Raw genomic sequence first — 12,107 nt, 5'->3', positions numbered from 1 at the left:
GACAGATTTGCTTCACGGTGTCGATCCGGCGAGTTTTTCTGCGAGATCGATGCCAGTTCACTGGTCTTGTGGAGGTGTCGGGTGGGGTCGTGGTGCTTCGGCTGACTAGCCTGCATCGGGTGCAGCCGAGGACTCGTGGGGGAGGGCTCCCTCTCGGCGCCATTTCCTGAGGATGCGTCGGCCGTAATTGTGTGTTCCAGCGATGCGGTCCAGGTCTGCGCCCGACGGTGTCCTCCCGTGGGCGTGCTCGTTCAGGTAGTGGGTCCACATCAGCTGCTCGGCGGTCGGCTCGGATTGCTGGTCCGGCTTGGCCGGGTGCTCGAGATGTACGGACCTCTCGGGTTCCTCTGTTTCGTCCGGCGCGCTGTCGGGAGTGGGCCTCTGCTCGGCGAGTTCGGTGCGGCGACCTTTGAGGGCGCGGTTCAGGAGTTCGACGGCCAGTAGCAGGGCAAGGGGTGGGCAAGCGGCGACGGCGACGCCGAACATGCTGGACACGGGTGCCGAGCCGATGTTCGCGCAGAGCGACAGCGAGATACCGAAGAGGAAAGCGGTCCAGGGCGCCCACCGGCTGGAGCCGTCGCGGTTCGGTTTCCACAGTTCGACGGTCGCCGTGGTGAGAAGGCCGTCGACGATGAGGGGCCAGATGGAGGCGGTCGTGGTGTCGGTGCCGAAGCGGAGGGCGAACTGGCGTCCGTGGATGTAGGAGGCGTAGGCGGCGCCGAGGGCGACCAGAGCGGTGCAGGCGCACTGAATCCGGAGGGAGGCGGCACTCATGCGGCGCCTCCCGAACGGCGTCGGCCGCGGCGTGACACCTCGACGGTGGCGGAAAGTCGCAGCTCAGGGGCTATGTCAGCCTGGGTGGAAGCTGCTCGTACCTCGTCGGGGGTACGAACCCACGCTGCCGGTTCGATGAGCTCGAAAAAGGCAATGACGAACCTGCTCGTGCGGGGAGACCGCCGACGACGACGAGGGGTCCGAATCGGGCGGGTAAGCCAGTCTGGGTTTGCTTGCTGAGGAAGGGTAGGCCGTGCGGATCTCCTAGTGCTGACAGGCATGTACAGCGTGTTCCCCGTAGTGGAGCGGCCTCAGGCTCAAGGCCAGCCAGGCGACCGCACTGATAATCAAGGGGGCGACCGTTGCAGTGGTGCTCGCGCGCAGCGGCGAGATGAGGACGCAGCGTGGCCGAGCAGAGCCCCACTTAGGGGTCCTAACAGATTGAGTGGGCTTTGAGTCTGCGCCAGCAGATGATGGCGCAGCCGAGGGTGAGGAAGCCTTCGTGGATGTCGTCACGGACCTCCCATCGGATGCGTAGACGCCGGAACCAGTGCAGCAAGGCGAAGGCGCCCTCGACGACCCAGCGGTGAACGCCGAGACCGGAGCCGTGTACCTGGCCTCGGCGGGCGATGAGAGGCGTGATTCCGGCGGCGCGGACAAGCTTGCGGTACTTGTCGTGGTCGTAGGCGCGATCGGCGTAGAGCCGTTGTGGTCGACGGCGGGGCCGTCCACGACGGCCCCGGACCGGCGGAATCGCGTGGATCAACGGCATCAGCTGGGTGACATCGTGCCGGTTCCCGCCGGTCACAGTAGCCGCGAGCGGGATGCCGGTGCCGTCAGTGATGACGTGGTGTTTCGACCCGGTACGGGCTCGATCTACCGGGCTGGGGCCGGTTTTCGGCCCCCTTTTAACGCCCGCACATGCGATCCGTCGACCGCCGCCCGCGACCAATCCAGCTGATTCGCCGCGTGCAGCTCCGCCAGCAGTAGCTCGTGCAGCTGCTGCCACACCCCGGCTTCGGTCCAGTCCCGCAGCCGGCGCCAGCACGTCATGCCCGAGCCATACCCCAGCTCTTGCGGCAGGAACTCCCAGGGGATCGCGGTATAGAGCACGAACATGATCCCGCACAACGCCTTACGGTCATCCAGCCGCTTACGTCCCGGATGCCGAAACCGACGCTCCACCCGCGGCAACAACGGCTCAATCCGTTCCCACAGACCGTCATCGACCTCCCACGGACGCCGCTGCCCCACCCAGCCCACCCCTCACACAACGATCACCGAGACACGACATCAAACCACACCCCAGATCATTCTGTTACGACCCCTTATAAGTAACTGCTCTCAGTCACCAGAAGCAGGGTACTGCCTGTTCATGAAACGAAGTATGAAGTCGCCGGGAAAAGATCCACAAAGGCTGAATACTTCTGCGCGACGACTTTGTTTAGGATGTGTCGTTTAAGCGGTGGAAGACCTTGAATGTTGGACGGCTTTCAGTGTGTCGATTCGCGCTGCAACCCAGTTTTTCGTCGTTCGGCTTGGAGTGTCCACTCTGGATCTTCTCGTCCGTTCCTGAGCCGTTTCACGATCGGTAGCACTGGCGCCTGTCCGCCCCTGGGTGGTCGCTACTGAAGATCCGACCCGCTGGATGCTCTGAGTTGGGCGCAGGTGCCCGTTGTCTCTCGGTGGCTCTACCGGCGCATGGCCAGGCAGGATCTCTGGGTCAGGCTGGAGGTCAATGTCGACCCAGACTGGCGACGTCAGCGCTGGTCAGGTGGCTTTTAGCCTAGCCTGAGATGCGTCTCAAGTTGTACTCAGCCAACCTGCAGACCAGGCTTCTCCGGTTAAGAGCCGGTCGGTGTTTCACCGTGCGAGGCGCTGTCCGATTCGTCTGCGGCCTGCCGTTACCGGTGGCCCCAAACGACGTTCGGGGCCACCGGTTTCATCTAGCCACATGTAGAAGTCAGCTGTGCTGGTTGGTCCACCATTTCTGGCCGGCTTCGGGCAGTGTGGAGATCGGGTCGTAGTAGGGGTAGCGACGCTGCAAGGCCTCGGGGTCCTCGTGTTCGATCCCGGTGCGGTAGTTCTTCGTCCAGTAGGAAATCCCCAGCTCACGGTCATATTCGGCGAGCTGATGGACCCAGCGCTTGCCTACGTACGGGACATCGCAGACGATCCGCGGGGTGGCGTAGCCCGGCAAATACCCCATGATCGCGTGCTGTAGCTCCTGCGCTTCCCAGACAGCCACGCGCCAGTGTTCGGCATTCGGAATGCTGTCGCACATATAGAAGTAGTACGGCAGGATATTCGCCTCGCCCTGCAGCGCGAAGCACAGGTCCAGCAGGTCGGCCGGGGTCGCGTTGACGCCCTTCATCAGCACGCCCTGGTTGCGCACGTCGCGGACGCCGACGTCGAGCGCGGTCCTGGCGGCTTCGGCGACCAGCGGGGTCACCGACTGGGCGTGGTTGACGTGGGTGTGGATCGCGAGGTTGACGCCGCGGCGCTGCGCGGTGCCGGCGACGCGCTCGAGACCTTCGACGACCTTCGGCTGGATCCAGTGCTGCGGCAGCGCGGCGAGCGCCTTGGTGGCGAGCCGGATGTCGCGGACGGTGTCGATGTCCATCAGCCGCATGAGGAACGATTCCAGCTGCGGCCACGGCACGTTGGCGACGTCGCCGCCGGAGACCACGACGTCACGCACGCCGGGGGTCTTCTTCAGGTATTCGATCATCGCGTCTTGGCGGTCGACCGGTTTGAGCGAGAGCTTGTGCTTCTCGATCTGTTCGGTGGAGTTGCCGACCAGGTCCATCCGGGTGCAGTGCCCGCAGTACTGGGGGCACGTGGAGATCATCTCGGCGAGGACCTTGGTGGGGTAGCGGTGCGTCAGCCCCTCCACGACCCACATCTCGGCCTCGTGCAGTGAGTCCCGTTCGGAGTGCGGGTGGCTCGGCCATTCGGTGTCGCGGTCGCTGCGCACCGGGAGCATGTAGCGGCGGATCGGGTCGGCATACCAGGCCTCGGTCACCTTCGCCGGGTCTGTGCCGGCGTTGGGCGCCATGGTGTTGATCATCTGCGGGGGCAGCAGCATCGACATCGTGGCCATCTCGCGCTGGTCGGCGAGCATGTCCTCGTAGAAGCGCTCCTCGAGCAGGTCGCCCATGAGGGCGCGCAGTTGCTTGGCGTTGCGGATGCAGTGCACTCGCTGCCACTGCGCGTCACGCCACTCTGCCTCGGTCACGTCGTGCCAGCCGGGGAAGCGGCGCCAGTCGGGTTCGATCAGCTCGACTCGGGTGTAGTCGTAGGGCTGATCGTAGGCGGCCACCGGCGAGGTCGGTTCCTGGATCGCAGTCACTTGTACTCCTCGTCGTCGGAAACGCGTGAAAATATCCTGTCACATCGTTCGGACGACGTAAATATTCCTGTCTTGCGTGGTGTGTCGAAATCTCACCGACCCGCCGGACACGTGGTCGTCCGCACGCTGCAAACTCGGAAGCGTGACGAACGCGCGAACCACGCTCCTGCTCGGCGGGCGGATCTACAGCCCCTCGGCTCCCGACGCCACCGCCATGGCGATCACCGACGGCACCGTCGTCTGGGTGGGGCAAGACGGCCCCGCCGGGGCCCTGCATCCCGACGCCGAGCTGGTCGACCTCGACGGCGCCTTCGTCGCCCCGGCGTTCGTCGACGCGCATGTCCACGCCACCGCGACCGGCCTGCATCTCACCGGGCTGAACCTCGCGAACATCCGCAGCGCCGGCGAGCTCCTCGCCGCGGTCCGCGATGCCGTCCGCCCCGGCCAGGTGCTCGTCGCGCATGGGTGGGACGAATCCCGCTGGGCCGACGGCAGGCTGCCCAGCCGCGCGGAGATCGACGAGGCCTCGAACGGCGCCCCGGTGTACCTGAGCCGGGTCGACGTCCACTCGGCGCTCGTGTCCAGCGCGCTCGTCGCGCTCGCCGCCGGCGTGCACGAGGCTCCCGGCTGGTCGGCCGACGGACCGCTGACCCGCGACGCCCACCACCTCGTGCGTGCCGCGATGCGCGAGGCGATCACGCCGCAGCAGCGCCGCGAAGCCCAGCGCGCTTTCCTCGCCGAAGCCGCCGCGCGCGGAGTCGTGAGCGTCCACGAATGCGCGGGCCCGGACATCTCCGGCGCCGACGACCTCACCGATCTGCTCGCGCTCGCCTCCGAACCGGGACTGCCTGAGGTCGTCGGCTACTGGGGCGAACGCGGCGGTGTCGACACCGCCCGCCCGCTCGGCGCCAGGGGAGTCGCGGGCGATCTGTTCGTCGACGGCGCGCTCGGCTCCCGCACCGCTGCCCTGCACGAGCCGTACGCCGACGCACACGGCACCTCCGGGACGCTCTACCTCGACGCCCCCGCCATCGCCGAACACATCAGCGCCTGCACCGAGGCCGAACTCCAGGCCGGCTTCCACGTCATCGGCGACGCCGCCGTCGCCGAGGTCGTCGAAGGTTTCCGGCTCGCGGAGAAGACCGTCGGCCGCCGAGCGCTGGCCGCCCGCCACCACCGGCTCGAACACGTCGAGATGATCGACGTCGGCCAGGCGAAGGCGCTCGCGGGCTGGGGTGTGGTCGCGTCGGTCCAGCCTCAGTTCGACGCGGAATGGGGCGGCGCGCACGGCATGTACACCGACCGTCTCGGCTCGGAACGGGCGGCGAAGCTCAATCCCTTCGCCGCCATGGCCGCCGAAGGGCTCTTGCTCGCCTTCGGCTCCGACGCGCCTGTCACACCGGTCGACCCGTGGGCGACCGTCCGTGCCGGGACCTACCACCGCACGCCGGGCTCGGGCTTGTCCGCCCGCGCGTCCTTCACCGCCCACACCCGCGCGGGACACCGCGCCGCCGGCGTCAACGACGGCGTCACCGGCACCCTGGTCCCGGGTGCGCCCGCGCACTACGCGATCTGGGACGCCGAAGACCTCGTCGTCGCGACACCGGACTCGCGCGTGCAGCGCTGGTCGACCGACCCGCGCGCGGGTGTGCCCCCGTTGCCGAACCTCGCGGAGGGCGCGACACTGCCCCGCTGTCTGCGCACGGTCCGCGGCGGACAGGTCATCCACGATCTGTTCACCCGGACGGCCTAGGGTTCAGGAGTGTCCACGACCGTGACCGATCCGGCCCCCGAAGCGGCGCGCGGGAAGCGATTCTCCCGTGCCTGGCTCGTGCGTTTCCTCGTCGCCGCGGCGTCGGGATTCACGTTGTACCTCAGTTTCGCTCCGCGTCCGCTGTGGTGGCTCGCGCCGCTGGCGTTCACCGGCTTCGCCCTCGTGGTGCACGGCCGAAGGTTCCGGGGCGCGTTCGGTTACGCGTTCGTGTTCGGGATGGGGTTCTTCCTCCCGCTGCTGACGTGGCTGCTGGATTTCCTCGGCCCGGGCTTCGGGCCGTGGCCGTGGCTCGGACTGGCGATGGCGCTGTCGGTGTATCTCGGGTTCGGCGGGGCTTTCGCCACCGTGGTGTGGAGGCTGCCGCTCGGGCCGCTGTGGGCGGCGCTGGTGATCATCGCGCTGGAGACACCGCGCACCTGGTTCCCCTTCGGCGGCTTCCCGTGGGGTCGCGTCGCGTTCAGCCAGCCTGAGGGCGCCTTCGTCTCGCTGGCCTCGATCGGCGGCGCTCCGCTGGTCGGTCTCGCCGTTGTGCTGACCGGTTTCGGGCTCGCGGCACTGTGCCTGCGGCTGAGGGACGCGGATCCGCGCCGTTCCCTGGTGGCCACGGCGGCACTGACTTTGGCGCCGGTGGTGGCGGGGCTCGCGGTGTGGCCGACGATCGGCACGGAGGCGCAGGACGGCGAACTCACCGTCGCGACCGTGCAGGGCAATGCGCCGGACATCGGCCTCGCGCTGGAAGGCCGCCGCGACGAACTCCGGAGCAACCACCTCGCCGAGAGCGCTCGCCTGCTGGAGAAGCTCAAGGCGAGCAACACCAAGGTCGATCTGCTCGTGTGGCCCGAGACCGCGATGGCCATGCGCACCGGCGACGCCGGCGTCGACCAGATGGTCCGCGACTACGGCGCACAGGCGATCATCGGCGCGCTGGTCCGGCTGCCCGACGGAAGCGCGCAGAATTCCGCGCTCGTCTGGGATCCGGTCACCGGCCCTGGCCAGCGCTACGCCAAACAGCAGCTCGTCCCGTTCGGCGAGTACGTCCCGGCCCGTGAGCTCGCGAAGCTGGTGACACCGTTCGTCGACAGCGTGGCGAACATGACACCGGGTGACGGCGCCAACGCCGCCCTGTCGGTCGCGGGCACCAAGGTCGGCGTCTTCATCTGTTACGAAACGGCCTTCGACTACCCGGCGCGCGAGTCGGTCGCCGATGGCGCGGAACTGCTCGTCGTACCCACCAACAACGCCTGGTACGGACCGGGGGAGATGAGCTATCAGCAGCTGGCGATGTCGCGGTTGCGGGCGGTCGAGCATGGGCGTTCGGTGATCGTTTCCGCCACCAGCGGAGTCAGCGCGATCGTCGCGCCGGACGGTTCGATCACGGCCTCTACCAGCCTGTTCACCGCAGACTCCCTGGTGGGGCGCGTACCGCTGAGGCAGCAGACTACGCTGTCGGATCTACTCGGTGTAACGACGGAGTACGGGCTGCTCGCCCTGGCGATCGCCGGGGTTACCGGCGGGTACGTGCTGCGTTTCCGCACCCGGCGCGCGAGCGCCGCCAAGGCAACGAGGGAAGCGGCGGGCTGACCCGCCGGAACACGGAGGAAAAGCGGATGGCGCAGGCGCCACGGGGGGCCCAGGGAATCGACCCGGTGCTGGTGGTGGTCCCGACGTACAACGAGCGGGAGAACATCGGCCCGATCCTGGAACGCCTGCTCGAAGCACTCCCGGAGGTCAACGCCCTCGTCGTGGACGACGGCAGCCCGGACGGGACCGGCGACGTCGCCGACGAGCTCGCGAAGGCCGACGAGCGGATCCACGTCATGCACCGGACCGAGAAGGCCGGTTTGGGCGCCGCGTACGTCGCGGGTTTCCGCTGGGGTCTCGCTCGTGACTACGCCACCATCGTCGAGATGGACGCCGACGGCTCGCACGCCCCCGAGGATCTGCCGCGGGTGCTGGCGGCCCTGGAAGACGCGGATCTGTCCATCGGCTCCCGGTACGTTCCCGGTGGCAGCACGGTGAACTGGCCGTTCCAGCGCAAGGCGCTGTCCTGGGTGGCGAACTTCTACGCGAGGATCGCGCTCGGCACGAAGATCAAGGACATCACCGCGGGTTTCCGCGCGTACCGCCGCACGGTGCTGGAGAAGCTCCCGCTCGACGAGATCGCCTCGCGCGGCTACTGCTTCCAGATCGACCTGGCGTTCCGCACGGCGCTCGCCGGCTTCGAGGTGGTCGAGGTGCCGATCACCTTCACCGAACGCGAGGTCGGTCAGTCGAAGATGAGCGGTTCGGTCGTACGCGAGGCGATCGTCCTGGTCGGCCTGTGGGGGCTCAAGCGTCGCTGGCAGCAGCTGCGCGGGCTGGCCAAGAAGGGCTGACCCCCAGCACGCTCACGCCGAGCTTTCCCAGTTCCTGCACCGTCGGCTCGTCCGGCGCCGCGTCGGTGATCACGCCCGCGACGTCGGACAGGGGGAGCACGGTGAACGGCGAGGCCGCGCCGATCTTCTCCGAACTGGCCAGCACGTAGGTGTCGGCGGCCCGTTTGGCGAGGGTGCGTTTCATCGCGGCCTCGTCGGAGTCGCCGGTGGTGAGCCCGGTCTCGGGATGCACGCCGGTGACGCCGAGGAAGAACAGGTCGGCGTTGATGCCCTCGGCCGCCTCGGCCGCGGCTGCCCCGCAGGTGACGGCGGAGTGCTTGAAGAGCCGCCCGCCGATGAGGAACACCTCGACCTTCGGATGCGTGACGAGTGCGGCCGCGACCGTGGGGCTGTGCGTGACGATCGTCGCTTCGAGGTCGACGGGGAGCGCCTTCGTCAGCGCGAGCGCGGTCGTGCCGCCGTCGAGGATGACCGTCGATCCCAGCCGGATCAACGCTGCTGCACGTTTCGCGATCCGTTCCTTGCCCGCGACGCTGACCGCCATGCGCGTCGCGTAGTCCGCCGTGGCCGGGGAGACCGGCAGGGCTCCGCCGTAGACCCGCTGACAGAGCCCGGCGTCCGCGAGTTCTCGCAGGTCACGCCGGATACTGTCTTCCGATATGCCGAGCTCGGCGGCGAGGTCCTTGGCCACGATGCGGCCTTCGATCTTGAGTCGTTCCATCAGCAGGTCTCGCCGTTGCGCAGCCAACATGTGCACGTTCCTCCTTGTTCCTGCCGATTGTTGCACATTATGCTCCGGTGCATGAGCAAACCTCTGATGATCCTCATCGCCGGGCCGTTCCGCTCCGGAACCGGCGACGACCCCGAACTCCTCGCCCGCAATCTCGCCCGGCTCGAAGAGGCGGCCTGGCCGATCTTCCGCAGCGGGCACGTGCCGATGATCGGCGAGTGGGTCGCGCTCCCGGTGCTGCGCGGCGCCGGCGGGAAGACCGTCGCCGACCCGATCGCCAAGGAGGTCATGTATCCGACGGCCGACCGGCTGCTGCACCACTGCGACGCCGTCCTACGGCTGCCTGGGGAGTCCATCGGCGCCGACCAGGACGTCGCCATCGCGCTCTCTCGTGGGCTGGTGGTCTATCACCGAGTCGAGGACATCCCGGGGTACCAAGCGGACGTGACGTTTTCGGGGAGGCGGTGAGCGTCCCGGACAACCCGGATGACCGAACGGTCACCGCGTCTCGCCGAGGTCGTCCGCCTGGAGTTCCGCGAGGACGGCGCGGATCGCCGGGCTCGCCTCGGCGCTGCGGCGCCACGCCGCGTGCACTTCGCGCGTCGGTGGGCGCCGCAGCGGACGGACGACGAGCCCTTCGGCCAACGGTGGGCGCGCCAGCCGCGGGATCAACGCGAGAACCTCACCCGAGGCGACCAGTGACAACTGCGTGGAGAAGTCGTCGACCAGATGCCGGACGTCGGGCTCGTCGGGCAAGCCGGCGAACAGGCGCCGGAACCACTGGTGGCAGACCGTGCCCGGTGGACTGGTGACCCACGCGTGCCCGGCCAGATCCGCACCGTCCAGCGGCGGCTCGGCTCGCGCCAGTGGATGGGTCCCGGCCATGACGACGTCGCCGAGGTCGATGTGCACCAGGCGCCGGGACAGCGCGGGGGAGAGCGGGACGGGCAGGCCGTCGGCGTCGTGCAGGAGCGCGAGATCCGCGGTTCCGGCGTCGACGCTGTGCAACGCCTGGTCGGGATCCTGCTCGGTGATGTGCAGCCGAAGATCGGGGTAGCGCTCCAGCAGCCGCGGATGGACGGGGGCGAGGAGTCCGCGGATACCCGTCGAGAACGCGGCCACCCGCAGGACGCCGCGAGGCGCGCCCTCCGCCACCGACTGGGCGGCCTCCGCGCAGCGCTCGAGCGCCTGGAACACCTCCAGAGAGGAGTCGACCACGGCCTGACCTGCCGGAGTGAGCACGACTCCGCGTCCCGCCGGAGCGAGCACGGGCATCCCGATCTGCCGCTCCAGCCGCTTGATCTGCTGCGACACCGCCGACGTCGTGAACCCCAGTTCCTCCGCCGCCCGCGCCAACGTTCCCAGAGCGGCCACCGACCGCAGTGCCCGCAGGGCTCCAACCTCGATCATGAAGCCACGCTACGCAATACCAAACAAAAAGCATCGCTGGACCGCAGGTATCGCCGCCGACAGGATCGACAGCATGACCGAGACCCTCTTCGGCTCCAACCTCGTCGCCATGGTCACCCCGATGGAACCCGGCGGCGCACTCAGCGAACCCGGCCTCATCGGCCTGGTCGACCACTTGCTGAACACCGGCTGCGACGGCATCGTCGTCGGCGGGACCACCGGCGAAGCCCCCACCCTGACCGACGCCGAAGCCACCCGGCTCGTCCACACCGTGGCGACCCGCGCCGGGGACCGGGCACGCGTGATCGCCGGCGTCGGCACCTACGACACCGTCACCTGCATCCGGCGCGCGAAGGAAGCCGAGGCGGCCGGCGCCGGCGCCCTCCTGCTCGTCTGCCCCTACTACTCCAGGCCGACACAGGCCGGGATCGTGGCGCACTGCCAGGCGGTGGCCGATGCCACCGAACTGCCCGTGATGCTCTACGACGTCCCGGCCCGCACCGGAACGGCTCTGGAGGCGGCGACCCTGATCGAACTCGCCCGTCACCCCAGGATCCGAGCCGTGAAGGACGCCAAGGGCGACTTGTTCGAAGCGATGTCCGTCATGGCACGCGCCCCGCTGGCCTACTACTGCGGCATCGACGAACTCAACCTGCCGTACCTCGCCGCGGGCGCCACCGGACTGGTCAGCGTCGTGGGCAACGCCTTCGCCGACCGGAACGCCGAACTCATCGCCGCCGTACGCGGGGGAGACCTCGACACCGCACGGACCCTCAACGCCGCGTTGCTTCCCCTGGCCGACGCTGTCATGCGTACCTCGCAAGGAGCGATCATGGCCAAGGTCGCACTGGCCGATCTCGGCGTCATCCCGCACGCCGCGGTCCGGCTCCCGCTGCTCGAATCACCGCCCGAGCACCTGCGACGGCTCCGCGAGGTGTGCGCCACCTATGCACCAGTTGCGCGTGAAGGCCTCCTTGCCTCGGCTCAGCCGAGGAAACCCGACCTTCACCCCTTGCCGAGTACATGAAGCGGTCAAGTCCTCGCGAATCGGCGAAGCCCCCGCGGAGGGAGGTCGCGGGGGCTTCGCCGATTCGTGGTGGGGCTAGCTACTTGTGCCGTGCGTCAGGCGGACCGGGTGGTCCTGCGTCCCTTCAGCTCGGCGAGACGTTCGTTGAGCAGATCCTCGAGCTCCGGGATCGAGCGACGCTCCAGGAGCATGTCCCAGTGCGTCCTCGGGGGCTTGACCTTCTTCTGCTCCGGCTGCCCGCCGTCCACGATCTCGGACTCGCTGCCGTGCAGCCTGCACTCCCACACCGAAGGGATCTCGGCGTCGTCGGAGAAGGGCACCTCGAACTCGTGGTTCTTGGGGCAGGCGTAGCGCACGGTGCGCCGAGGAGCGAGGTCGTGGTTGCGGTCGGTCTCGTAGCTGACCGCTCCCAGCCGGCTTCCACGGAGAACACGGTCGGCCATGATGGGGGTCCTTTCAGTCAGCTCCGGGTGGAGCCAGGGTGATGCTCACCCTATGCAACGACGATGAGGGCCAGAGGATTCCCTGGACAGCATGTCCTTGCTCACGATGAGCTGTGTCACCCGGTGGCAACAGCTTCTCCTAGTAGGAGTGGTTTCGCGCTCTGGCGTGACGTCAATACGGCCATCTTGGTGCGGATATCCCCCAGATGGGCTAGTAGTACG

11 protein-coding genes are annotated in these 12,107 nt (G+C 68.2%); 5 read left to right on the top strand and 6 right to left on the bottom strand.

Going from position 1 to position 12,107, the window contains the following annotated elements:
* Positions 1-105 precede the first annotated feature (105 nt).
* The 3 genes from ACLJQ7_RS04130 to ACLJQ7_RS04120 all read right to left on the bottom strand — a co-directional run bounded on the left by ACLJQ7_RS04130 (position 106) and on the right by ACLJQ7_RS04120 (position 4,126).
* Positions 106-774: a DUF2637 domain-containing protein gene (locus tag ACLJQ7_RS04130; RefSeq protein WP_410646788.1), complete on the bottom strand. Its 669-nt coding sequence runs from the start codon at positions 772-774 to the stop codon at positions 106-108.
* Between the two features lie 433 nt (positions 775-1,207).
* A protein-coding gene (locus ACLJQ7_RS04125; protein WP_410647005.1) for an IS5 family transposase occupies positions 1,208-2,028 on the bottom strand; the annotation gives its coding sequence in 2 pieces (ribosomal slippage) (positions 1,208-1,674 and positions 1,674-2,028; 822 coding nt in all).
* Positions 2,029-2,737: 709 nt separating this feature from the next.
* Complete coding sequence (locus ACLJQ7_RS04120; RefSeq protein WP_410646787.1) at positions 2,738-4,126, bottom strand: KamA family radical SAM protein; 1,389 nt, start codon at positions 4,124-4,126, stop codon at positions 2,738-2,740.
* A gap of 142 nt (positions 4,127-4,268) precedes the next feature.
* Between ACLJQ7_RS04120 and ACLJQ7_RS04115 the strand changes: the two genes are divergently transcribed.
* The 3 genes from ACLJQ7_RS04115 to ACLJQ7_RS04105 are packed head-to-tail and all read left to right on the top strand — an operon-like array spanning position 4,269 to position 8,275.
* Positions 4,269-5,879: an amidohydrolase gene (locus ACLJQ7_RS04115; RefSeq protein WP_410646786.1), complete on the top strand. Its 1,611-nt coding sequence runs from the start codon at positions 4,269-4,271 to the stop codon at positions 5,877-5,879.
* Between the two features lie 9 nt (positions 5,880-5,888).
* Positions 5,889-7,481 carry an apolipoprotein N-acyltransferase gene (lnt, locus tag ACLJQ7_RS04110; RefSeq protein ID WP_410646785.1) on the top strand — a complete coding sequence of 531 codons (1,593 nt, stop codon included), beginning with the start codon at positions 5,889-5,891 and terminating at the stop codon, positions 7,479-7,481.
* A gap of 26 nt (positions 7,482-7,507) precedes the next feature.
* Complete coding sequence (locus tag ACLJQ7_RS04105) at positions 7,508-8,275, top strand: polyprenol monophosphomannose synthase (protein ID WP_410646784.1); 768 nt, start codon at positions 7,508-7,510, stop codon at positions 8,273-8,275.
* On the opposite strand, the gene ACLJQ7_RS04100 is transcribed toward ACLJQ7_RS04105, so the two are convergent.
* The gene (locus tag ACLJQ7_RS04100; RefSeq protein WP_410647004.1) at positions 8,229-9,026 is read right to left on the bottom strand and encodes a DeoR/GlpR family DNA-binding transcription regulator; all 798 of its coding nucleotides are present in this window, start codon (positions 9,024-9,026) and stop codon (positions 8,229-8,231) included. The genes ACLJQ7_RS04105 and ACLJQ7_RS04100 overlap by 47 nt on opposite strands.
* A 51-nt stretch (positions 9,027-9,077) precedes the next feature.
* Between ACLJQ7_RS04100 and ACLJQ7_RS04095 the strand changes: the two genes are divergently transcribed.
* Positions 9,078-9,473 (top strand): DUF4406 domain-containing protein, encoded by a 396-nt coding sequence (locus ACLJQ7_RS04095; RefSeq protein ID WP_410646783.1) that lies wholly within the window; start codon positions 9,078-9,080, stop codon positions 9,471-9,473.
* Positions 9,474-9,503: 30 nt separating this feature from the next.
* Here ACLJQ7_RS04095 and ACLJQ7_RS04090 read toward each other — a convergent pair whose 3' ends face one another.
* Positions 9,504-10,415 (bottom strand): LysR family transcriptional regulator, encoded by a 912-nt coding sequence (locus tag ACLJQ7_RS04090; RefSeq protein ID WP_410646782.1) that lies wholly within the window; start codon positions 10,413-10,415, stop codon positions 9,504-9,506.
* 73 nt (positions 10,416-10,488) lie between these two features.
* Between ACLJQ7_RS04090 and dapA the strand changes: the two genes are divergently transcribed.
* Positions 10,489-11,442, top strand: a complete 954-nt coding sequence (dapA, locus tag ACLJQ7_RS04085; protein ID WP_410646781.1) for a 4-hydroxy-tetrahydrodipicolinate synthase — start codon at positions 10,489-10,491, stop codon at positions 11,440-11,442.
* 95 nt (positions 11,443-11,537) lie between these two features.
* Here the strand turns inward: dapA and ACLJQ7_RS04080 are convergent, their stop codons facing one another.
* Positions 11,538-11,885 (bottom strand): RNA polymerase-binding protein RbpA, encoded by a 348-nt coding sequence (locus ACLJQ7_RS04080; RefSeq protein ID WP_005151365.1) that lies wholly within the window; start codon positions 11,883-11,885, stop codon positions 11,538-11,540.
* Positions 11,886-12,107 lie beyond the last annotated feature (222 nt).

The organism is Amycolatopsis sp. cmx-4-54, assembly GCF_046548895.1.
Taxonomy (GTDB): Bacteria; Actinomycetota; Actinomycetes; order Mycobacteriales; family Pseudonocardiaceae; genus Amycolatopsis.
The sequence above is the reverse complement of the archived record's forward strand: the minus strand, read 5'-3'. Positions and strand labels throughout refer to the sequence as shown.